Source organism: Flavobacterium sp., assembly GCF_013822155.1.
Lineage (GTDB): Bacteria > Bacteroidota > Bacteroidia > Flavobacteriales > Flavobacteriaceae > Flavobacterium.
Genome location: NZ_PNJW01000034.1, coordinates 1 through 22,286 on the forward strand (window position 1 = coordinate 1; position 22,286 = coordinate 22,286).

23 protein-coding genes and 1 tRNA gene are annotated in these 22,286 nt (G+C 32.5%); 13 read left to right on the top strand and 11 right to left on the bottom strand.

The features are described 5' to 3' along the window. Positions 1 to 193 (top strand): hypothetical protein (locus tag C0512_RS09510; RefSeq protein WP_290860942.1); only part of this gene is annotated, 193 nt, incomplete at its 5' end. 56 nt (positions 194 to 249) lie between these two features. Here the strand turns inward: C0512_RS09510 and C0512_RS09515 are convergent. The 5 genes from C0512_RS09515 to C0512_RS09535 all read right to left on the bottom strand — a co-directional run bounded on the left by C0512_RS09515 (position 250) and on the right by C0512_RS09535 (position 3,651). Continuing rightward, positions 250 to 543, bottom strand: a complete 294-nt coding sequence (locus C0512_RS09515) for a hypothetical protein (protein ID WP_290860944.1) — start codon at positions 541 to 543, stop codon at positions 250 to 252. 11 nt (positions 544 to 554) lie between these two features. After that, positions 555 to 848 carry a hypothetical protein gene (locus tag C0512_RS09520; RefSeq protein ID WP_290860946.1) on the bottom strand — a complete coding sequence of 98 codons (294 nt, stop codon included), beginning with the start codon at positions 846 to 848 and terminating at the stop codon, positions 555 to 557. Positions 849 to 1,079: 231 nt separating this feature from the next. Continuing rightward, positions 1,080 to 1,153, bottom strand: a tRNA-Pro gene (locus tag C0512_RS09525). A 137-nt stretch (positions 1,154 to 1,290) separates the two neighbouring features. Then, positions 1,291 to 2,805, bottom strand: a complete 1,515-nt coding sequence (locus C0512_RS09530; RefSeq protein ID WP_290860948.1) for a S8 family serine peptidase — start codon at positions 2,803 to 2,805, stop codon at positions 1,291 to 1,293. A 147-nt stretch (positions 2,806 to 2,952) separates the two neighbouring features. Next, a complete protein-coding gene (locus tag C0512_RS09535; protein WP_290860950.1) occupies positions 2,953 to 3,651 on the bottom strand; it encodes an OmpW family outer membrane protein in 699 nt (232 codons plus the stop codon). A 141-nt stretch (positions 3,652 to 3,792) separates the two neighbouring features. Here C0512_RS09535 and smpB point away from each other — a divergent pair, with 141 nt between their 5' ends. The 3 genes from smpB to C0512_RS09550 all read left to right on the top strand — a co-directional run bounded on the left by smpB (position 3,793) and on the right by C0512_RS09550 (position 6,112). Then, positions 3,793 to 4,245: an SsrA-binding protein SmpB gene (gene smpB / locus C0512_RS09540; protein ID WP_290860952.1), complete on the top strand. Its 453-nt coding sequence runs from the start codon at positions 3,793 to 3,795 to the stop codon at positions 4,243 to 4,245. Between the two features lie 80 nt (positions 4,246 to 4,325). After that, a complete protein-coding gene (locus tag C0512_RS09545; protein ID WP_290860953.1) occupies positions 4,326 to 4,964 on the top strand; it encodes a hypothetical protein in 639 nt (212 codons plus the stop codon). A gap of 101 nt (positions 4,965 to 5,065) precedes the next feature. Further along, positions 5,066 to 6,112 (top strand): Fic family protein, encoded by a 1,047-nt coding sequence (locus tag C0512_RS09550; RefSeq protein WP_290860955.1) that lies wholly within the window; start codon positions 5,066 to 5,068, stop codon positions 6,110 to 6,112. Between the two features lie 32 nt (positions 6,113 to 6,144). On the opposite strand, the gene C0512_RS09555 is transcribed toward C0512_RS09550, so the two are convergent. Continuing rightward, complete coding sequence (locus C0512_RS09555) at positions 6,145 to 6,786, bottom strand: protein-L-isoaspartate(D-aspartate) O-methyltransferase (protein WP_290860957.1); 642 nt, start codon at positions 6,784 to 6,786, stop codon at positions 6,145 to 6,147. Between the two features lie 156 nt (positions 6,787 to 6,942). Here C0512_RS09555 and C0512_RS09560 point away from each other — a divergent pair, with 156 nt between their 5' ends. From C0512_RS09560 to C0512_RS09600, 9 genes are all read left to right on the top strand, one after another. Continuing rightward, positions 6,943 to 7,908: a Gfo/Idh/MocA family oxidoreductase gene (locus C0512_RS09560; RefSeq protein WP_290860959.1), complete on the top strand. Its 966-nt coding sequence runs from the start codon at positions 6,943 to 6,945 to the stop codon at positions 7,906 to 7,908. A gap of 83 nt (positions 7,909 to 7,991) precedes the next feature. Continuing rightward, a complete protein-coding gene (locus C0512_RS09565) occupies positions 7,992 to 8,879 on the top strand; it encodes a 3-hydroxyacyl-CoA dehydrogenase NAD-binding domain-containing protein (protein WP_290860961.1) in 888 nt (295 codons plus the stop codon). A 94-nt stretch (positions 8,880 to 8,973) separates the two neighbouring features. Continuing rightward, positions 8,974 to 10,191: a DUF1015 domain-containing protein gene (locus C0512_RS09570; protein ID WP_290860963.1), complete on the top strand. Its 1,218-nt coding sequence runs from the start codon at positions 8,974 to 8,976 to the stop codon at positions 10,189 to 10,191. A gap of 87 nt (positions 10,192 to 10,278) precedes the next feature. Continuing rightward, positions 10,279 to 10,944 (top strand): YggS family pyridoxal phosphate-dependent enzyme, encoded by a 666-nt coding sequence (locus C0512_RS09575; RefSeq protein ID WP_290860965.1) that lies wholly within the window; start codon positions 10,279 to 10,281, stop codon positions 10,942 to 10,944. A gap of 51 nt (positions 10,945 to 10,995) precedes the next feature. Further along, positions 10,996 to 12,357, top strand: coding sequence for an exonuclease domain-containing protein (locus tag C0512_RS09580; protein WP_290860967.1), 1,362 nt, complete (start codon positions 10,996 to 10,998; stop codon positions 12,355 to 12,357). Positions 12,358 to 12,390: 33 nt separating this feature from the next. Further along, entirely contained in the window at positions 12,391 to 13,230 is an 840-nt protein-coding gene (locus C0512_RS09585; protein WP_290860969.1) for an ion transporter, read from the top strand. After that, positions 13,220 to 14,146: a tRNA (adenosine(37)-N6)-dimethylallyltransferase MiaA gene (gene miaA / locus C0512_RS09590; RefSeq protein ID WP_290860971.1), complete on the top strand. Its 927-nt coding sequence runs from the start codon at positions 13,220 to 13,222 to the stop codon at positions 14,144 to 14,146. Before C0512_RS09585 ends, miaA begins: the two co-directional genes overlap by 11 nt. Before the next feature lie 53 nt (positions 14,147 to 14,199). Further along, on the top strand, positions 14,200 to 14,748 hold the full coding sequence (locus C0512_RS09595) for a hypothetical protein (protein WP_290860973.1): 549 nt from the start codon (positions 14,200 to 14,202) through the stop codon (positions 14,746 to 14,748). Positions 14,749 to 14,771: 23 nt separating this feature from the next. Beyond that, a complete protein-coding gene (locus C0512_RS09600; protein WP_290860975.1) occupies positions 14,772 to 15,518 on the top strand; it encodes an acyl-ACP thioesterase domain-containing protein in 747 nt (248 codons plus the stop codon). A 38-nt stretch (positions 15,519 to 15,556) separates the two neighbouring features. On the opposite strand, the gene C0512_RS09605 is transcribed toward C0512_RS09600, so the two are convergent. The 5 genes from C0512_RS09605 to C0512_RS09625 all read right to left on the bottom strand — a co-directional run bounded on the left by C0512_RS09605 (position 15,557) and on the right by C0512_RS09625 (position 22,237). Next, a complete protein-coding gene (locus C0512_RS09605; protein WP_290860977.1) occupies positions 15,557 to 16,270 on the bottom strand; it encodes a response regulator transcription factor in 714 nt (237 codons plus the stop codon). 22 nt (positions 16,271 to 16,292) lie between these two features. Continuing rightward, positions 16,293 to 17,873 carry a HAMP domain-containing sensor histidine kinase gene (locus tag C0512_RS09610; RefSeq protein WP_290860979.1) on the bottom strand — a complete coding sequence of 527 codons (1,581 nt, stop codon included), beginning with the start codon at positions 17,871 to 17,873 and terminating at the stop codon, positions 16,293 to 16,295. Positions 17,874 to 17,944: 71 nt separating this feature from the next. After that, positions 17,945 to 18,529, bottom strand: coding sequence for a dephospho-CoA kinase (coaE, locus tag C0512_RS09615; RefSeq protein ID WP_290860981.1), 585 nt, complete (start codon positions 18,527 to 18,529; stop codon positions 17,945 to 17,947). 1 nt (position 18,530) lies between these two features. Further along, positions 18,531 to 19,532: a glycosyltransferase gene (locus C0512_RS09620; protein WP_290860983.1), complete on the bottom strand. Its 1,002-nt coding sequence runs from the start codon at positions 19,530 to 19,532 to the stop codon at positions 18,531 to 18,533. An 80-nt stretch (positions 19,533 to 19,612) separates the two neighbouring features. Then, complete coding sequence (locus C0512_RS09625) at positions 19,613 to 22,237, bottom strand: choice-of-anchor J domain-containing protein (RefSeq protein WP_290860985.1); 2,625 nt, start codon at positions 22,235 to 22,237, stop codon at positions 19,613 to 19,615. Positions 22,238 to 22,286 lie beyond the last annotated feature (49 nt).

The following is a 22,286-nucleotide window of genomic DNA, read 5'->3' on the forward strand; positions in this document are numbered from 1 at the left end:
AATTATTAAAGATGAACTGGATGTTTTGTCAAAATTGGAAATGGAACCTGAACAAAAAGGTGATTTGCTTTATCAACAACTTTTATGTTTCAATAAAATGGGTGATATCAAAAAATCAATTGAATTTAAAAAAACGGTACTTGAATATTATCAACAAAATGGTTTAGATTTATCAATTTTGTATAATTTATAAAAAAAAAACACCAACCGGCACAGTTGGTGTTTTCAACTTAACAAACTAACTAGATTCTATTGCGAATAATAGATTCTGTTTATTGGAATGATTGCTCCTTTTTTTAGGATAACTTTATCATCAGTAATACCCCAAATAGTAGTTTCTACCATTTTTTTAGAAGTACTGTCTTCAAAATAGATTTTTGTTTTAATATGTTCAATATTTCCTAGAGCTAAGGCTCTTGTTAATCCGGCAATGCGGTGTCTTTTTAGCTCTTTGCTTTCTAAAACATCTAGTTTTGGAAAATTCAGCGAATGAACCAATTCTTTCTCTATTAATTCAAAGAAAGTGGGCATAGTTTCTGTCATATAATAGCATTTTAGGTATAAAACTTAAATGTTCTGTAAATTCTATTAATTGGAATTCCAATACCTTGTGTTAATATCACACGTTTATTTGTGACACCACATACTTTTGCTTCTACAACTTTTTTAGAAAGATTATCTTCAAAGTATATCTTGATTTTAAAATAATCAAGATTGCCAAATGACAAAGCTAATTTCAACTCGGAAATACGCTGAAGAATTGCTTCATTTTTACTTAATACATCAGACTTAGGAAACACGAGAGAAGAAATTTTCTCGTTTTCAATGGATTCATAAAGAGTCGCCATAGTGCTAAATTTAGGTTAATAATAGATTTAAGGGGACTCAAATTTAACATAATATTTTAAATAACAACATTTTTTTTGATTTTTTTTTAATTATTTTTAAAATAACGTTGAAATGTGTATTGAATAGTTGATTTAATTATTGTATGAAAACATCAATTAATATAAAAATTTCAAATTATTATTTTGCAGAAAATAAAAATCCCTTGAGAATTCCTCAAAGGATTTATTTCGTCGGGATGACTGGATTCGAACCAGCGACCCCTAGCACCCCATGCTAGTAAGCTACCAGGCTGCTCTACATCCCGAATAGTGAAGGCAAATGTAATTCATTGTAATATATATCACAAAATAATAGGGATGAAATTGTTAATTTAATATTTCAAATTCTAAATAAAAATAGCCCCAATAATTTGGGGCTATATAAATTTCTAAAAATTGAATTTTATTGAACCGCAGTCAATGCATTAATAATTCCGTGACCAAATTGGGAATTTTTAGTTGGATAAAATTGTGAGGATTGTTTCATCTTCGTCAAAACCTGTGCTTTAGTCCATGATGGATTTTTTGCCCATACTAATGCAGCAATTCCGGCAGTAGTTGCCGTTGCCACAGATGATCCGCCTACATAATCAGCTTGATTGTTATAATAACTCAACACCGGAACTGTATTGTTGCTTCCTGAACGTTGCATCATAATAGTAAAGTCTATTTCACTTCCACTATGACAAACATCGCATTTTTGATACGTTGAAGCTTCTTTAATTCCGGTTACCGCAACAGTTTCAGGCATCCAAGCCGGAAAAATAACACCCACAAAATTAGTAAATGAGGTTGAAGTTCCACCGGCACAGAAAATTAATTTTCCTCTGTTGTTGGCATATCGAACCCCATCTTCAATTTTTCCAACAGAAAAAATATGCCCCATTGACATTGAAATTATTTTGACATCTGTTCTGTTTCCTAATGCAGTAAATGCATTTTTAACTCCATTTTGTTCATGGTAGCCGTTCAAAACAACATCGGATGATGCTCGATAGGTCAATAAATTGGCATTATAAGCAACTCCAACGGGTAAACCATTTCCGTTTCGAGGAGCTGTAGCAACAGATGCCATACTAGTTCCATGTCCACATAAATCATTGACACCATCGGTTGTTGTTGACCAAGGCCAAATAGAATCTACATAAGTACCATATCGTTGGACAGAACGCCCGGAAGAAAGTCCGGTATTAAAACTAGTATTCATCAATGACTGTTGAGAAGATAAACCAGAATCGACAACACCAATCGTTATTCCACTTCCGGAGCTATAACCCCAAGCCGATGGAATTCCATGTTTGTAAAATGCCCAAGGAACCTGAGCGTTTGGTGAAATAGTCGTAAAATCAGCCGAACTGATTGTTGATGTACCATATCCACAACCCGAATCAGATTGAATTTGATTATCTTTTGGATTTCCTTGATTTTCAAAAGAAAAATAACGATAATCTGCCGGTTCAACATAACGTACAAATTTATTTTGTCGAAGAGCTTCAAGTGTTTCTTGTTTTGTTATGGTAACATCTATTAAATTCAAATAGGCATCTTGATTTATAACCAAGTGTTCATTTTGATCACCTTCATATCTTTTGATCAGATTGATTAATTCATTTTGAATTTGATTTGATGAAGCAGATTTTGTTCTGTCAAAATCAGAGCTATTAATACCAAAACCAACAGTTACCAAATTATTACCTTTCAAAACAGCACTCCATAACATGTGTGTAGTAGCTTTTTTCCAATAAAACTTTTCACCAGTTTGATTGTACGAATTGATATTCTCGTTAATCTGTCGAGCAGTTAAAGGCTCTTGTTGGTTAGAAATTGTAATCAACTCTTCTTTCATTTCATCTTCTTTTGAACACGAAACCAAAAATAAAAGAGTAAAAACTGAAATTCTACATAATTTTTTTATCATACTTTTAATTTTTTAGCTTAAGATTCACGAATATAATAATTATTCAATCTTAAATATAAAAAGTTAATAAAAAAATAAGGGTCAAAACCAAATTGGCAATGACCCCCTACTTCTCGACACGACGTCGAATACTAACCAATAATTTATTTAGAATTTCATTCCTACACCAATTCCAACAATCCAAGGATCAATTGTAACCTCAGCTGGAATACTTAATCCTGTGGCTAAATTTGAAGCATCAACTGTTACATCAGTTTTTAAGAATAATTTTTTAACATCAAAGTTTACGAAATATTTATCTGTAAATAAAATATCAAAACCTACTTGACCTGCAAAACCAATTGCATTGTCATATTCAATTCCTTTAACAACATCTCCTTCTTCAACATTATAGAAAATAGTATAGTTGATACCAGCTCCAACATATGGTTTAAATTTTTTCTCTTTCATTGGGAAAAAATGATATTGTGCAGTTAATGTTGGAGGTAATAACATTACACTTCCTAAATCAACATCATAACTTGTTGGACCACCAATAGCAGAGATATCAGAACCTACTGTGTTTACATCATGTTTTGCGGTTCCTAAAATTAATTCGGCGGCAAAATGTTCCGTAAAGAAATAAGTAAAATCTAATTCAGGTACATAGGCATTAGAAATGGCTATATCTCCACCAATGATTCCAATGGTTGCAGATTGATCCGGGAAAATACCAATTCCTCTTAATCGTACTTGCCAATTTCTTTCACAATCAGCCGTTGCTTTTTCAGTTGTTTTTTCTTGAGCTTGAACAAAATTTGTAATCATTAAAGATACCGTTACTAAAATAAAAGTTATTTTTCTCATTATTAAATTGTTTTAAAATTATTGACCAAAAATAATTTTAACAAATAATTAAAAAACTGATAAAAATCATATCTCAAAAATATTTTCTAGTGTAATAAATTTTTAAATAATCCTCATTTTTGTTCTTACATTTGCAACATTATGCAAAGAATGATAAACATACTGAATAAAAGAGCCAAATTTGATTACGAATTTTTGGAGAAATATGATGCCGGAATTGTTTTAACCGGTACAGAAATAAAATCTATTAGATTGGGAAAAGCTTCAATTACCGAAAGTTTTTGCGAATTTCACGATGGTGAATTATTTGTAATTAATTCACAAGTTGAGGAATATTTATATGGCACTCATTATAATCACAAAGCTAAAAGTGAACGTAAACTTTTATTAAACAAAAAAGAATTAAAAAGTTTAGAAAAAAGTATGCAAAATAAAGGTCTAACAATCATTCCTTTGCGACTATATGTCAACGAAAAAGGATATGCCAAAATGGAAATTGCTTTATGCAGAGGTAAAAAGACCTATGATAAAAGAGAAACCATAAAAGACAGAGATACCAAGCGTGAAATTGATAGAATGAAAAAAAGTTTTTAACGCACTTTTTTAAGAGTCTATCTGATTATTCTAATTTTATTTCTATTTTTAAACAATAATAAACTTTTCAAAATAATTTTATGAAAAAAATTCTGGGATTTATAGCATTTTCTTTTTTACTTTCTTGCAGTAGTAGTAACACAACCATAGTTAACAGCTGGAGAGATCCAAACACATCGTTAGCCAGTGAACAATTTAAAAAAGTATTAGTGGTTGCACTATTGAAAGATGATGTTACCAGAAGAGTAGTAGAAACAAAATTTCAAGAATATAATCCGGGATTTAAACCTTCCTACAATTTTTTGCATCAAGGAAACAAGGATATGACGCAAGAAATGTTAATTAAACTTTTAAATTTAGAAAAATTTGATGGCGTTGTAACATTGCGATTAGTAGACACCCGTGTGGAAACAGATTATGTTGCAGGAATGAACACTTCATTGTATTATGGTAATCCTTATTACAACAGTTATGGCACCATGTTTGGTGGTTGGTATGGCTATTATTCACCTTATTATTACGATCCAGGTTATTATGTTGAAAACACCTATTATTTTATAGAAACCAATATTTTTTCATTAAAAAATAATAATTTAATCTGGTCAGGAACAACAAAATCATCTAATGTACCCGGCCATATTGACGAAACAGCCGGAAATATTATAAATGAAATTGTTACTCAAATGAGAAAAGACGGTTCATTGCCTCCTTTAAAATAAAAGTTCAAAAAATAAAAGTTTCGCAAGTAATTTAAAAAGTTACTTGCGATTTTTTTTGTGCGTCCGGCATATGTGACTATTTTTGTCATGACATTAATGTGATGAAAAATTTATTAAAAAATGCCCGTGAACAAAAGAATCTAAAAACTCGTGAAGTAGCACAACTTCTGGGGATAGATCAAGCATTGATTAGTAAATTTGAAAATGGTACAAGGAAACCAACTCGTGAACAAATTACTAAATTAGCCTCCTTTTTAGAGCTCGATTATGAAACCTTAATGATTGCTTGGTTAAAAGAAAAAATTTTAAATGAAATTGGTTCGGATGAGTTAGCCTTAAAAGCGATACATGTAGCTGAAGAACATATCAAAAATAATCTCTCTTTTAATCGAAAGGAAATATCAAATTCATTGCAACTAGTTTTAAATGAAATTGATGGTTTAAAGAAATTTTTGGATCAAAAAAGAAGTAATGACCGTTTTAGAATTGCACAAACTCTTGAATTGGAATATACTTTTGAAAGTAACCGTATTGAAGGAAACACGTTGACTTTGCATGAAACCGATTTAGTTATCAACGAAGGGTTAACCGTTTCCGGAAAAAGTATGCGTGAACATTTAGAAGCAATTAATCACAAAGAAGCCATCGGATATATCAAGCAATTGACGGAAAGAGGCTTTCCGTTTAATGAACGAGAATTGCTCTCTATACACAATTTAATTCTTCGTGGTATTATTCCGGAAGATGCCGGAAGTTATCGCAGGGTACAAGTAATGATTACCGGAAGTCAACACATGCCACCTCAACCCTATTTGCTTTCCAAAGAAATGGACGATTATTTTATTTGGTATGAAAGTCAAAAAAGCAAATTACATCCGGTAATTTTAGCTGCTGAAATGCACGAAAGGTTAGTCAATATTCAACCTTTTATTGATGGAAATGGAAGAACTTCCCGTTTAGTCATGAACTTAATTTTACTACAACATGGTTATGTTATAGCCAATATCAAAGGTAATTATGAAAATCGAATGAAGTATTACAATTCATTAGAATCAGCACAAACAAAAAACAATAAAGAAGATTTTTTACTCTTTATTGCTCAGGTTGAAAAAGAAAATTTAGAAAGATATTTAAGCATGATAAATTAACAAGAATCCGGCAAAATTTGAGTTTCATTATTTCAATTCTTATCTTCTAACAACGGAACAAATCGAAACTCACCATGTTCATGTTTTTCAAATTGTGTTTCATTTTTTCGAATTAACAAAGTCATTATCTGCTCGTTTTTTCCCAAAGGAATAACTAATCGCCCCCCAATTTTTAACTGTTCCATTAAGGGTTTTGGAATTGTTGGAGCTCCGGCAGTAACAATAATGCTATCAAAAGGAGCATAATCAGGTAATCCTTTGTATCCATCACCAAATGATAAATGTTTGGGTCTGATTCCTAATTTTGGTAATAATAATGATGTTTTTTTAAACAGCTCCAATTGTCTTTCTATTGAATATACTTTTGCTCCCATTGTGCACAAAACTGCCGTTTGATAACCAGAACCTGTTCCAATTTCTAATACTTTATCTCCCTTTTTTACTTCTAATAATTGCGTTTGAAAAGCAACAGTATAGGGTTGCGAAATGGTTTGCCCTGCACTTATCGGAAAAGCTTTGTCTTGGTAAGCATATTGTTCAAAACCGGAATCTAAAAATAAATGACGAGGGATTTTTTGTATAGCCTCCAGTACGTTTTTGTCTACTATTCCTTTTCCTTCCAATAGCTTGACCAACTGATTTCGAAGTCCTTGATGTTTAGAAGTGTCTTTCAATTTTGGTAATCTTTATTTTGGTAAAAATAGTGGTAAAAAATCCAATTTACAAAATCTAAAGTTGAAGAATAAATATTGATAAACTTCTTAGCAATTTGAAGTTTTTAAACATTGGATTTTCTCATATTATTACTATTTTTGATAAAATTTACTTTTATGCTAAAAATTGGCGTTTTAGGTGCCGGACACCTTGGAAAAATACACTTACGATTACTCAAACAATCCTCAAAATACGAATTAGTTGGCTTTTATGATGAAAATCAAGAAAACGGGGCAAAAATAGCAGCCGAATTTGGATATATACAATTTGACACGATTGCTAAATTAATTCATGCGGTGGATGTAATTGATATTGTAACTCCTACCCTTTCGCATTATAAATGTGCTAAAGTTTCAATCAAATCGGGAAAGCATGTTTTTATTGAAAAACCCATTGCAACCACCGTTGAAGAAGCCGAAGAAATCATCGCTTTAGCTAAAGAACATAAGGTTAAAGGTCAAGTGGGACATGTAGAACGATTTAATCCTGCGTTTATCGCTGTGAAAAATCAAATTCACAACCCGATGTTTATTGAAACTCATCGTTTGGCCGAATTTAATCCTCGTGGAACGGATGTTCCTGTAGTTCTAGATTTAATGATTCATGATATTGATGCGATTTTGAGTGTTGTAAAATCTAAAGTAAAAGCCGTTCATGCCAGTGGTGTTTCCGTTTTAAGTCAGTCACCCGATATTGCCAATGCGAGAATTGAGTTTGAAAATGGTTGTGTGGCCAATGTGACTTCGAGTCGGATTTCGATGAAAAACATGCGAAAATCACGTTTTTTTCAAAAGGATGCCTACATTTCTGTAGATTATCTAGACAAAGTATGTGAAGTAGTAAAAATGAAAGATGCTCCTGAAGTTCCAGGTGATTTTGATATGATTTTACAAAATGCCGAAGGCGTGAAAAAACAAATTTATTTTGATAATCCTGAAGTTTCGTTGAATAATGCCATTTTAGACGAATTGGAAACTTTTGCAGATGCGATCAATAACAATACAACGCCCGTGGTGACATTGGAAGATGGAACGGAGGCGTTACGAGTAGCGTATATGATTATTGATTCGATGAACGAGTAATAGAAATAACTGCAAATTTGCAAATTATGATTAAATAAAATTTGCGAATTTGCGGTATTAAATTTTAAAAAAAATAAAATATAATGAAAACAATCGCAGTAATCGGAGCAGGAACCATGGGTAATGGAATTGCCCACACCTTTGCTCAAAGCGGATTTAAAGTAAAATTAATCGATAAATTTGAAAAATCCTTAGAAAAAGGAATGGCAACTATTGCTTCCAACTTAGACCGAATGGTAACAAAAGGCAGTATTTCTGAAGAAGAAAAACACCAAACCATTTCAAACATTATTACCTATACCGATATTAATGATGGTGTTGTGGGTTGCGATTTGGTAGTTGAAGCAGCAACCGAAAACGTTGGTTTAAAAATGAATATCTTCAAACAATTGAGTGACATTTGCGACCATAATGTGATATTAGCAACCAATACTTCTTCCATTTCTATTACACAAATTGCGGCTCAAGTGGTGCATCCGGAACGAGTAATTGGGATGCATTTTATGAATCCGGTGCCTATTATGAAATTAGTAGAAATCATTCGTGGGTACAACACTTCCGATGAAGTGACTAAAATCATCATGGACTTATCCGTAAAATTAGGTAAAACTCCAACGGAAGTAAACGACTATCCTGGATTTGTAGCCAACCGAATTTTGATGCCGATGATTAACGAATCTATCGAAACATTGTACAATGGCGTTGCCGGTGTCCAAGAAATTGATACGGTGATGAAACTAGGAATGGCTCACCCCATGGGACCTTTACAATTAGCCGATTTTATTGGCTTAGATGTTTGTCTTTCCATTTTAAATGTCATGTACGACGGATTCAAAAACCCCAAATATGCTCCTTGCCCACTTTTAGTAAATATGGTTATGGCCGGAAAATTAGGAGTAAAATCAGGAGAAGGCTTTTACGATTATTCGGAGAGTAAAAAAGCAGAGAAAGTTTCTAAACAGTTTACATAAAATTTAACCACAAAGAGCACGAGGAAAGCACAAAGCTCACAAAAAATCTTCGTGTACTTTGTGTAAAACTTTGTGCCCTTCGTGGTTAAGCAATATGAGCAAAATAATCCCTTTCAAAGCCGTTCGTCCAACACCCGACAAAGTCGCTTTGGTTACATGTAGAAATTACGACGATTACAGTCAGGCCGAATTGGCATCATGGCTGAATTTTAATCCGTACTCCTTTTTACATGTGATTCATCCGGCGTATATACATTCTCAAAAAATCACTTTGGATAAACGTTTTAAAGGAGTCGCTCATAAATACCAGGATTTTAAAAACGACGGAATTTTTATAGAAGAAGACCAACCTGTTTTCTTTCTTTATGAAATACAAACGAAAACGAATCTGTTTACAGGCATTGTTGCCGGAACTTCGATTGAAGATTATAAAAATAATGTCATCAAGAAACACGAAGATACGCTGCAATATCGTGTAGAATTATTCAAAGATTATTTACATCAAACCGGTTTTAATACCGAACCCGTTTTGATTACATATCCGGATAATCCATCGATTAACCAATGGATTGAAGAAAAGAAAAAAAGTGTGCCCATTTACAATTATTCCACAACCAATAAAGAAAAGCACCAGCTTTGGAAAATTGACAGTGATGAAGAAATTGTATGGTTGCAAAAACAATTTGAGACTATTCCGGAGTTATACATTGCCGATGGGCATCACCGTTCTGCTTCTGCCGAATTATTATATGACCAAGACCACCATTTAGGTAACGAAAATTTAAATTATTTTATGAGTTTTTTAATTGCCGAAAGCAATGTGAAAATTTATGAATTCAATCGAATTATTCGCGATTTAAATGGTCATTCAACAGCCGATTTTCTATCGAAATTAGAAGAACATTTCATCATCAAAAACAAAGAACAGGAATTGTGGAAACCACAAAGCAAATTTGAATTTGGCATGTATCTCGATGGAAAATTTTATGCCTTATTTTACAAACAAGAAACAAATAATCCGACCATTTTAGAAAACTTAGATGCTCAAATTCTATATGACAAAGTTTTGCAACCTTTACTTGGCATTGATGATTTGAGAAACGACGAACGCATTGAATACATTCCAGGAAAGCAATCGATTTTAACTCTAAAAGAATTGGTCGATGAGGGCGAATTTGAAGTCGGTTTCATGCTTTATCCTTCGGATATTTCTGAAGTAAAAGCGTTGGCAGATAATAATTTGATTATGCCTCCGAAAAGTACCTATATCGAACCAAAGTTTAGAAGTGGATTGATGGTGTATGAATTATAATTTAGATAAACATTTGAGAACACAGATTTAAGAAATTTTGAAAATTATTAAAATTTCTTAAATCTGTGTTCTAATAAAAATAAAAAAATGTCAATAGCAGAAAACCTTTCTAAAATAAAATCCGCTCTCCCACCTCACATTACTTTAGTTGCGGTTTCCAAAACAAAACCGGTAGTAGATTTAATGGAAGCGTATAATGCCGGTCAACGTATTTTTGGAGAAAACAAAATCCAAGAAATGACTGAGAAATGGCAACAAATGCCAAAAGATATCCAATGGCACATGATTGGACACGTGCAGTCAAATAAAATAAAATACATGATTCCGTATGTGCATTTAATTCACGGAGTAGATAGTTCGAAATTACTGAAAGAGATTAATCGTTTAGCCAGGAAATGGCGAAAAAAAATTGATTGTTTGTTGCAAATACATATCGCAGAAGAAGAAACCAAGTTTGGTTTGAATGAACAAGAATTGGACGAGATACTGAAACAAGTTCAGCATGACCAACAAGGATTTGAAAATATTCGGATTGTTGGACTGATGGGAATGGCAACATTTACTGAAAATCAAGAACAAATAAAAAGAGAGTTTCTGCATTTAAAAACTATTTTTGACAAACAAAGTCAAACGTCAACTGTCAACTGTCAACTGAACACTTTATCCATGGGAATGAGTGGCGATTATCAACTCGCTATCGAATGCGGAAGTAACATGGTTCGGATTGGAAGTAGTATATTTGGTTCGAGATAATAGAGTAAAGAAAAAAGAAAATAGATTAAAAACTGAATACTGAACACTACTTTGTACGCAATTTTAGACATAGAAACAACCGGAGGTCAATACAACGAAGAAGGAATCACCGAAATAGCCATCTATAAATTTGATGGTCATGAAGTCGTGGATCAATTCATCAGTTTGGTGAATCCGGAAAAACCGATACAACCGTTTGTGGTAAAACTAACGGGAATTAACAACGCCATGTTACGTTCGGCTCCTAAATTTTACGAAGTAGCCAAACGCATTATCGAAATGACCGCAGATTGTGTTATCGTGGCTCATAATGCTTCTTTTGATTATCGGATTTTGCAAACCGAATTCCGAAGATTAGGATTTCGTTTTCACAAACAAACACTTTGCACGGTTGAATTATCCAAAAAATTATTACCGGGCCATGAATCGTATAGTTTAGGAAAACTGGTTCGTGCTTTAGGAATTCCAATGGCTGACAGACATCGGGCAAGCGGTGACGCCATGGCAACTGTGAAATTATTCAAAATGCTTTTGGCACAAGACATCGAAAAAGAGATCGTCAAAAGCATGGTGAAATCTGAAATTAAAACGGGAATGTCGCCTAAATTGTTGGATATTGTTGAAAGCTTACCTTCCAAAACCGGAATCTATTACATCCACAATGAAAAAGGGGATTTGATCTATATCGGCAAAAGCAAAAACATCAAAAAACGGGTCAATCAACATTTTACCGGTACAACCAATAAATGTAAAAAAATACAATTAGAAGTTTATGCCGTGACTTTTGAAGAAACCGGCAGCGAACTCATTGCCTTGTTAAAAGAAAGTGAAGAAATTAAAATCAACAAACCTATTTACAATCGTTCGCAACGTAAAACTATTTTTCAGTGGGCTTTGTATGCTGTGAAAGATGAAAATGGCTATTTAGCTTTACGCCTTCAGAAAGCGGATGGTCGAAAAAAAGAAATCACTTCTTTCGTTTCTGTTCAAGAAGGTAAAAATGCTTTGTTTAAAATTACTGATCAATACAACTTGTGTCAGAAAATCAATGGTTTGTATGATACAAAAAATGCCTGTTTTAAATATAAAATCAAAGAATGTGACGGAGCTTGTGTAGGCGAAATTACACCTGAGGAATACAACGAACGTGTACATGAATTCATTGACTCCAACTTATTTGAAAATGAAAATATGGTGATTATTGATCGTGGCAGAAGTTTGCAAGAACGTTCGGCTGTGATGATAGAAAATGGCATCTATAAAGGCTATTGTTTTTATGATTTGAATTACCAAATCACCAATATTGAAGTGCTTAAGAACATCATTGTACCGATGCAAAACAATCGAGACACCCGAAATATCATTCAAGGCTATTTAAGAAAACACAAAGTGATGAAGATTGTGAAATTTTAGTTTTATCTTAGCTATTAAGAATCAGATAAAATCATGAAATCAGTAAAATCAGCATTTGAAATTTTCAGGCAAAAAATCCATATAATCATTTACGGAACAAATACGGTTTCCGGAAGGTTATTTGATTTGATTTTATTGGGAATTATTCTTTTAAGTGTTTTATTGGTGATGCTCGAAACTGTTCAAGGTTTTGATGTGAAATACCACAAACAACTTGTTTTTTTAGAATGGGTGATTACCATTTTCTTTAGTATAGAATACGTATTGAGAATTATTTCCATTAATAAACCATTAAAATATGTTTTAAGTTTTTATGGAATTATTGATTTAATAGCTATTCTTCCTATGTATCTCTCCTTCTTTATTTCAGGTACAAGTATTTTTACCACCATTAGGGCCTTGCGATTACTCAGATTATTCAAAATATTGAATCATCCGCAATTTTCCGGACAATCGGTACATTTAAAAGAGTCAATTGTTGCCAGTCGAGGAAAAATACTTGTCTTTATGTATTTCGTACTCATTAGTTGCATCGTAATTGGTTCTATAATGTATGTGGTTGAAGGAGCAGAAGCCGGATTTACCAGTATTCCAACAAGTATTTATTGGTGCATCGTTACTTTAACCACTGTTGGTTACGGCGATATTTCACCCATCACACCACTCGGACAATTTATTGCCTCACTTGTTATGATTATGGGTTACGGAATTATTGCGGTTCCTACCGGAATTGTCACCGCAGAAATGGCCAAAAACAGTGCATCAAAATTACCTTTACCAAATAAATTACACTGTTTTGAATGTGGTTCAGAAACCCATTTATCAGAGGCTAAATATTGTCAGAACTGCGGACATTCGTTAGATGAAAAATAACTATCTTATTACCATTATTGGACCAACAGCTATAGGCAAAACAGCTTTGAGTATTGCATTTGCCAAACATTTTGGTTGCGAGATTATTTCTTGCGACAGCCGGCAATTTTTCAAAGAAATGAAAATCGGAACGGCTGTTCCTTATGAGGAAGAACTAAAATCAGCACCACATCATTTTATTCAAAACAAATCTGTTTTCGAAAATTATTCGGTAGGTGATTTTGAACGGGAAGCATTAGAAAAATTAGACGAACTTTTTCAAAAAAACAAAATCCAAATTATGGTGGGTGGTTCGGGATTATATGTGGATGCGGTTTTGAAAGGTTTTGATGATTTTCCGGATATTGCACCGTCAATTCGCGAAGAAGTCAGAAAAAATTATGAAGAAAAAGGCTTGGAATTTTTACAACAAAAATTGCAACAATTAGATACTGTATATTTCAACAAACTAAGTACAGAAAATCCCCAGACTTTACAAAATCCGCAACGTGTGATGCGATTTGTAGAAGTTTGTTTGGGAACCGGCAAACCTTATTCTTCCTTTTTAAATCAGAAAAAAAACACACGAAATTTCACTCCAATTATCATCGGATTGGAAGCCAATCGGGAAATTATGTATGAACGCATTAATCGCAGAGTAGATTTAATGCTACAGGAAGGTTTATTGGAAGAAGTAAAAACACTTTTTCCAAACAAAAACTTGAATGCCTTACAAACCGTTGGCTACCGTGAACTATTTGATTATTTGGATGAAAAATCAAGTTTAGAATTTGCCATTGAAGAAATCAAAAAAAATACCCGTCGTTTTGCCAAACGTCAACTAACCTGGTTTAAACGAACAGAAAATGTGAAATGGTTTGATTTTGAAACTGCTAATTCAACAATTATCAGTTATGTTAATAAATCAATAAAATAAAAAAATTCATACAATCTTTTTGGTAGTATTGCATCTTAATTAAAACCTAACGGATGAAAAAAATAGTTTTACTTCTTTCTTTAATCCCATTTTTATTTGCTTTTCAATGTGATCCAGAACCAGACCCCTGTGGAAATTATATTGAATTTGATAAACCGGATTTAGTTACTATCGAAAACCCACAAGCAACGTATTCCGTTGGAGATGTTTTATGGCTTTCATCAACCGTTGATCGAAACCAAATAAATTCTAACACCGGAAATTCGATTGATTTATTTGAATCGGATGAAAAACTTTCCTACTATATTGATTTAAGAAAAAATTCCATTTACAATGGATATTATCAACTTTATTTAAATGAAAATACTACAGTTGTTGAATCCGGAGAAGTTAATTGGAATAACATTATTTTGACCAAAGAAGGCGAACAATTTAAAAGTAAAATGGGCATTAAATTACTCGAATCAGGAATTTATACTATAAATCTTTACAATGTTACTTCCTATAACCCAGATCGTATTGGTTGTAATTTCACCACCTATTCAATGCTAACTGATTTTAGTGGAATAGAGAGTAATTCATTTATATTTGAAATCGAATAAAATAGATATTTTAAATAAATCTCATGCCAATCTCACCTAATTTCACTTCTGTATATACCAAAGACTGGGAAATAAATTTCATTCAATGTTATCCAAACGGACAGTTGAAGTACACCGAATTATGCAATATTTTACAACTTACAGCGGGATATCATGCAGAACTGGGAGGCTTAAGTTTTAGTGATATGCAATTGCATCAACAAGCGTGGGTTTTGAGTAGAATGCGTGTTGAAGTGATTGAATTACCCAAATGGCGAGATGTCGTTACTGTAAAAACTTGGATTGTTGACATGCAAGGATCACGTTCGGTAAGAGCGTTGGAATTATATGTTGGAGAAACAAAAATGGCAGGTTCACTTACGTATTGGGTTGTTTTAAATACGGAATTTCGAAAACCGGAAGCTTTAGCTTTACCCTTTGAACATTTTGATATTTTCCCTGAAAATCTATCGACGAAAAAATCGTTTGCCAAGATTAACTTGAATTTACAAACCCGGTTTATAAAAAACAAAACAGTGCTCCTATCCGATTTAGACATTGTCAATCATGCAAATAATGTAAAATATTTAGAATGGTGTTTGGATTGTATTCACCCAAACATTTTACTCAAAAATGGCATCAATTCTTTTGATATGAATTTTTTAAGAGAATTACATTGGCATGATGAAGTTGAATTAGTATCATCTATGGAAGAAATTCCAAATTTCATTTCAGTGATGAAAAATGACAAATATTGTTTTGCTCTTCTTTTGGAATATAACCCAAGTTAATTATAAAAAAAAAGCCTCTTTTCAGAGGCTTTAAGAATTTATATAGATTTATTTTTAATAACTAATCGGAAACCTTCTCCATGAATATTAAGAATTTCTACATCCGGATCCATTTTAAGGTATTTTCTTAATTTGGCAATATAAACATCCATACTTCTTGAAGTAAAATAGTTATCGTCTCTCCAAATTTTTGTTAAAGCCAATTCTCTTGGCATCAAATCATTTTCGTGAAGAGCCAACATTTTTAGCAATTCATTTTCTTTAGGTGACAATTTAATTGGTTCTTGATTACCAAAAGTTAAGAAGCGTAACTTAGAATTCAAATGTAGCTTTCCAATTTGAAATTCAAATTTTAAATTGTCTGTTTTACTTTCAGACTGTTTGCGTTGCATGATGGCTTTAATTTTCATCAATAACACTTCAGAATCAAATGGTTTATTTAAATAATCATCTGCTCCAACTTTATATCCTTTTAAAACATCTTCTTTCATTGACTTTGCTGTCAAGAATATCAATGGCACTTCTTTATTTTTTTCTCGGATTTCTTTTGCCAAAGTATAGCCATCTTTATAAGGCATCATCACATCCAAAATACACAAATCAAAAGTGTCTTTTTTGAATTTTTCAAATCCTTCCATCCCATTTTTGGCTAAAACGACATCAAAATCATTTAGCACAAGATAATCTTTTAATATGGCTCCAAAATTTGGATCATCTTCTACTAAAAGAATTTTTTTGTTTTCTGTTTCCATGAGTTAATTTATTTAGTGGTATTTAATTTATTAATGGTAATTTTATGATAAAGGTACTACCTTTTCCTTTTTCGCTTTCAACAGCTATTTGTCCGTTGTGTTCTTCAACAATTCGTTTGACATAGGCCAAACCTAATCCGTGCCCTTTTACATTATGTAAATCTCCAGTATGCTCTCGATAGAATTTTTCAAAAATTCGTTTTTGAGCTACTTTACTCATTCCTGCACCACAATCTTTTATTTTAACTACCAGAAAATCTTTTACATTTTCTGTAAAAATATCAATTTTAGGTTTATCAGGTGAATACTTAATGGCGTTATCTAAAATATTTACAAATACGTTGGTAAAATGAACATCATTTAAAAGAACCGAAGTTCTTGTTGCACTAAAATGTGTATTAATTACACCTTCTCTATCTTCAACAATTAAACTCACATGTTCGATTGCATCGCTAATTATTTCATTTATATCTATCGCTTCTTTATTAATTTCTAATTCTCTTTTCTCTAATTTTGAAATTCGTAATACATTTTCTACTTGAGCATGCATTCGCTTATTTTCATCACGAATCATTTGTAAATAGCGATGAACTTTCTCCTTATCATCAATGACTTTTGGATTTTTAATGGCATCTAAGGCAAGATTTATAGTTGCAATAGGTGTTTTGAATTCATGGGTCATATTGTTGATGAAATCTGTTTTTATCTCGGAAATTTGACGTTGCTTAAATAATTGATTCAATGCATTGGCATAAGCAATTATAATTATTAACGTAAAAATCAATGAAAGAATTGCAATCCCTATCAAATCAGAAAAAATAAATTTCTTTTTTTCCGGAAAACTTACTAATAATTGGTATTGACTTCTACCATCATTATCCGTAAAAATAGGAATACTATACGTATCATTTTTATTGAATTTAAACTTATCCGATTTTACTTTAGTCGCTAAGCCATTACTGTAAATTCCAAATTCAAAAGGAGTATTTATTCCATATTCCGTGAGTTGTCTTTTCAATAATTCGAAAAGCTTTTCTTTGGAAACTCTTCGTTGAATAGGATAAGTCAATGCAATATCATTAAAAGAGATATCATACAATAATTTGTCTAAAACCTTAAGTTTTCCTGATTTTTCAATTTTTAAATCAGGTCTTAAATTATTTTGCAAATTTGATTTATCAATTCCATTATGATATATTTCAGTTTTTCGTTTTGCAGAAAAACTTTTCACTTTCATACTGTCAAATTTTTTATCAAAGAACGAGGGTGAAATAGTAAAATCTTGTGAATTGATACTATTCGAATAGATTATCGTTTCATTTGTTTGAGAATTTCGTTGATAATAGCCAAATTCTAAAAAATCCGCATCAACTTTATCGCTTCCGGTACTGTCCTTAAACTGGTTTATTTTATCAACGAAAGATAAAATCTCCTGCTCTTGGATATTAGCCGAAACATTCCCTAACACTTGTTTCACATGGAATTTAAACTGTTCTTGATTGTTTTCTAAAGAAGAATTAAACCAATAAACCTGAACTAAAATAATTCCGATAAGTGAAATACTCATCAAAAACACTAACAGTCTAAATAACACTCTATTCATCGTTACAAATTTAACATTTTAACATTTGTATTGTTAATAGATTAACCAAACATTAACATCATACCTTTTTATTATAAATTATTTAATACTTTAAGAATTTGATCTACTTTCGTTTTAGTGTTCTCAATATCAATATTTTCAATGACAAAATCACTCGCTGAAATCTTCATTTCATCAGTCCATTGATTATTTATTCTTTCCAAAACATCTTCTTTAGTTACTTTATCTCTTTCCTTTACTCTTTGAATTCGGAGTTCTTGCGGTGCAACAACCGTAATAACTTTATCACATTGCTTATTGCCACCGGTTTCAAATAAAATGGCAGCTTCTTTAATAACAAATGGAAAATCCTTTTTACTCATTAACCAATTTTGAAAATGCTTTTGCACTTCAGGGTGAACAATGTTATTTAATTCAGAAAGTTTTGAAGGATTATTAAATACTAATTTAGCCAATTTTGCCCTGTCAATTTTTAAATTTACCAGTATTTCATTTCCGAAAAATTTGGCTACTTTATTAGTTATAGTTTTTGTTTCCATTAATTTTTTAGCTTCTGTATCGGCAATATAAACAGGAACACCTTTTGACATAAATAAATTAGCCACAGTTGATTTTCCGCTTCCTATTCCTCCCGTTAAACCAATGATTTTAGTCATTTTAATTTGATTTAAAAAACAATTCCGGAAATTCAGTTTTGGGATTTCTCTTTAAAATGGTTATTAAAATAAACGAAATTAAAAAACCAAAACCATATCCATAAAATTGAATTAAGGCTGCAACTAAACTAAGAGATCCTATTTTTAAACTTTTGTTACAAATTGAAGACACAAAAAACAAAAGCAAAAAATAAAAAACATAAAATAAAATAGGATAAAAAAGACCAAAAAACATAACTATGATTGCCAAATCCAAACCAATAATAAACAGGGTTGGTAAGAAAAAAGTAGGTTTACTAAATTCAGGATACCAACTGTTTAAAATTGGACGTGCTTTTCCAAATTTGAATACTTGATTGTAAAATTTAGACCAATCTATTCTGCGTTTATGATAAACATAGGCTTTTGTCAATAATTTTGTATTGAATCCTAATTTCCATAATCGAATTGATAAATCAGGATCTTCCCCCGGATGAATATTTCCAAAACCTCCCGATGCTTCAAATGCCTTTTTAGAAATTCCCATGTTGAAACTTCTAGGTTGAAACTTATCAATTTTTTCAGAACCACCACGTATTCCTCCGGTAGTTAAAAACGAAGTCATGCTGAAATTAATTGCTTTTTGAATGTCAGAAAAACTGTCCAACGCTTTATCAGGTCCACCAAAACAATCAATATAATCACTATTCAAAGCTAATTCTACTTCTGATAAATAATTTGTCGGAATAATGCAATCGGAATCGAAAATGATAAAATAATCTCCTCTTGCTCGTTTCATACCAAAATTTCTGGAATCTCCCGGTCCCGAATTTTCTTTAAAAAAATAAGCTATGGTTAGTTTATCTGAATAGTTAGAAATTATATTCTCACAACTAATTGAAGAACCATCTTCTATGATTACAATTTCAAATGGTTTATTGTAGTCTTGAATAATCAGACTATCAAGTAATTCCTCTATTTCTTCCGGACGATTATAAACCGGGATAATAATTGAAAAATACATGTTGAAATTTTAACAAATATACAGCATAAAAAACAAAAGCCACGCGGTAGGCGTGGCTTTTGAAATCAAATTATTAAAAATTATTGTTTGATAACTTTGATTGTTTTTTCAAGATTATCTTCGGTAGTTATTTTTACTAAATAAGTTCCTGAAGCTAAAGCTGATAAATCCAATTGACCTTGTGTTGCATTAACATTAGCTGTAATCATTTGTTGACCTAAAAGATTAACAACAACTACTTTTGAAATGTTAGAAATATACGATAAGTTCAATACATCTTTCACAGGGTTTGGATAATATGTAAAATTAGCATTATCAAATGATGGAGCACTTAATGAACCATCAAATGCCGAAATCACAAATGAACCTTGAGATCCATTATAACCCCAAGCTCTGATTAAAATTGTTTCGCCAGCTGTTAAACCGGTTAAAGATAATGTTGAAAACAAACCAGTTGTATCATCATTACACAATATAGAAACTAAAGATCCACAAGTCCCAGAATAAGCTTCAATAGCAGTATCCACTAAACCTTCATTACCTTGTGTTTCTATTGTGATTGTTCCGGCTTCAGGTACAACAACAGAATACCAAACATCTTTTCCATTAGTATCAAAACCAAATGCACCACAAGATGGAAGTGGATCAGCCACATTTGAAGTAGCACCCAAACTAGTTGTTGTTAATGCATAGTCTGCAAAAACAACACCAGGAGTTAAAGATATCGCATTTGCACAATCATCATTTGCAGGTGCAGGAGGTGGCGTTCCACAAAATACATTTCTAGATCTGAAAGTAGTATTATCTCCACAAGCATTATCAGTATGTAAATAGAATCTCACTACGTCAGTTACATTAGATGTCCAAGTTAATGGTGTAACTCCATAAGCTAAAACAACAGAACCATCTGCATTACCAATTGTAATTCTATCAGTTGCAATACTACTACTAAAAGTATACTCAACCCCAGAGGTTAAATTCACATTTGAATATTCTCCAGCATAACAAAGATTATTAATTGATTCAACTATTCCAGTACAGGCAGGTGTAAATGTAGCGTCTGGGTATTGACCGTTGGGGTCATTCAAACAACCAACAAAAACAGGTTCGTTTACAGTTAAAACACCACTTAAATAAGTAGTTCCATCCCAGAAGTTACCATCATTAGAGGCATTAATACCTCCATAAACATAATCTCCTGAATTAAGTCTAAATCTTGTTGCATAATAGTAGGTACCCGGTGTTAAACCCGTTCCTATTTCAGCCATATATTCATCATTGTTTCCGACACTAGCTGCATTGTGAGTGGCATCCACCCAATTTGTCCAAGTAGATGGGTTTGTGTTTTCTCCAACAGGACTGATTCCAACCCATGCTTGAATACCATCAGCTTGACCGGAATAACCAGGTTCTACATCTGTTAAACCAGCTTCATAAATTTGGCCGTAAACAGTTCCTGAACCTCCTTGTGTAATATCAATCGAAGAAGGAAACTGTAGGTTTACATAATCCGGTGAATCAGTAGTTACTACCCCACAAACGATAGAACGAACTCTATCTACTGCCTCGTCACCACATTGATCATCAACATGAGAATAGAATCTAACTTCTCCGGTTACATCTGCAACCCAAGTTAACGGTGTAGTTCCAAAAGCAGTCGCAGTAGCACCTTCATCCGAACTTAATGTAATAAAATCTGTTGTACCCGAACTAAAAATATAAGTTTCTCCGGAAGTTACATTCACAACAGAAAACTCTCCTGCATAACCATTTGCTGTTACTACATTTGCTGTTAAACCATCACAAGTTGTTGGTGTAAAAGCATCTGTTGGCCATTGTCCGTTAGGAGCACTTAAACAATATCCAGGAGGATCTTGAGTAGTAAATGTCCAAACTGGGCATCCTGTTGCACTTCCTCCTAAATTTTTTGGAACAATCTTCCAATAGAATGTAAAACTATAATCATTAACATTGACATCAATAGAAGTATCAGTATAATTACCTAAAAAAGTATCTACAGCATCAGGAGCAATTCCATAATAGAAATCATATGATGTTGGAGCGTCCCCTGTAGTTGGAGCTTCCCATGAAAAGTTTACTAAACCAACAGGAATAGTAGCTCCATCGGCAGGAGTCAATAATGTTGCACAACCGGGAGCAGCTACTGATGATTCCATATTTACATCATCAATTGCCCAGTTGTCGCCATCATCATTAGTCATAACAAAGGCAATATAAATTGATTGTCCAACATAAGCACTCAAATCAACTGATTTAATTGTCATTGTTGTTAGATTCAAATCAGCCTCAGTTTGTGTAAGCACAGTTGTAAATGAAGCGTGATCTGTTTGTGAAGTTGTTGACACACGAATATCATACGTTGTTGCATAATCTAATGTGTATTGTTGTCTTTGATAAAAGGTCAACAAGGTGTTTGGAGCAGTAACAGTATGCAATGGTGATACTAACCAATCTTCAGCTAAACCACCTGTCACATCTTCAAAGCGAACAAAAGCAGCTTGTGTTCCTGTTTGAACAAATACAGCTGCAGTGGTTACAGACCAATCAAAACCTGTTCCTAAACCATTTGTACCTCTAAAAGAGGCCCAACCGGCAGGAGGAACCGTAGTTTCAAAACTTTCAGGAAACTGAGCAAATGCAGTAACACTGAACAGCATTAATAAAAATAATGTAATTTTTTTCATATTTATAAAGTTTAAAATTCAAAGGTTAAATATAAAAAAAAATACCCAC

Coding starts and splice junctions, on each gene's coding strand:
- C0512_RS09515 (WP_290860944.1), bottom strand. CDS start 543: ATGACAGAAACTATGCCCACTTTCTTTGAATTAATAGAGAAAGAATTG.
- C0512_RS09520 (WP_290860946.1), bottom strand. CDS start 848: ATGGCGACTCTTTATGAATCCATTGAAAACGAGAAAATTTCTTCTCTC.
- C0512_RS09530 (WP_290860948.1), bottom strand. CDS start 2,805: ATGATAAAAAAATTATGTAGAATTTCAGTTTTTACTCTTTTATTTTTG.
- C0512_RS09535 (WP_290860950.1), bottom strand. CDS start 3,651: ATGAGAAAAATAACTTTTATTTTAGTAACGGTATCTTTAATGATTACA.
- smpB (WP_290860952.1), top strand. CDS start 3,793: ATGCAAAGAATGATAAACATACTGAATAAAAGAGCCAAATTTGATTAC.
- C0512_RS09545 (WP_290860953.1), top strand. CDS start 4,326: ATGAAAAAAATTCTGGGATTTATAGCATTTTCTTTTTTACTTTCTTGC.
- C0512_RS09550 (WP_290860955.1), top strand. CDS start 5,066: ATGAAAAATTTATTAAAAAATGCCCGTGAACAAAAGAATCTAAAAACT.
- C0512_RS09560 (WP_290860959.1), top strand. CDS start 6,943: ATGCTAAAAATTGGCGTTTTAGGTGCCGGACACCTTGGAAAAATACAC.
- C0512_RS09565 (WP_290860961.1), top strand. CDS start 7,992: ATGAAAACAATCGCAGTAATCGGAGCAGGAACCATGGGTAATGGAATT.
- C0512_RS09570 (WP_290860963.1), top strand. CDS start 8,974: ATGAGCAAAATAATCCCTTTCAAAGCCGTTCGTCCAACACCCGACAAA.
- C0512_RS09575 (WP_290860965.1), top strand. CDS start 10,279: ATGTCAATAGCAGAAAACCTTTCTAAAATAAAATCCGCTCTCCCACCT.
- C0512_RS09585 (WP_290860969.1), top strand. CDS start 12,391: ATGAAATCAGTAAAATCAGCATTTGAAATTTTCAGGCAAAAAATCCAT.
- miaA (WP_290860971.1), top strand. CDS start 13,220: ATGAAAAATAACTATCTTATTACCATTATTGGACCAACAGCTATAGGC.
- C0512_RS09595 (WP_290860973.1), top strand. CDS start 14,200: ATGAAAAAAATAGTTTTACTTCTTTCTTTAATCCCATTTTTATTTGCT.
- C0512_RS09600 (WP_290860975.1), top strand. CDS start 14,772: ATGCCAATCTCACCTAATTTCACTTCTGTATATACCAAAGACTGGGAA.
- C0512_RS09605 (WP_290860977.1), bottom strand. CDS start 16,270: ATGGAAACAGAAAACAAAAAAATTCTTTTAGTAGAAGATGATCCAAAT.
- C0512_RS09610 (WP_290860979.1), bottom strand. CDS start 17,873: ATGAATAGAGTGTTATTTAGACTGTTAGTGTTTTTGATGAGTATTTCA.
- coaE (WP_290860981.1), bottom strand. CDS start 18,529: ATGACTAAAATCATTGGTTTAACGGGAGGAATAGGAAGCGGAAAATCA.
- C0512_RS09620 (WP_290860983.1), bottom strand. CDS start 19,532: ATGTATTTTTCAATTATTATCCCGGTTTATAATCGTCCGGAAGAAATA.
- C0512_RS09625 (WP_290860985.1), bottom strand. CDS start 22,237: ATGAAAAAAATTACATTATTTTTATTAATGCTGTTCAGTGTTACTGCA.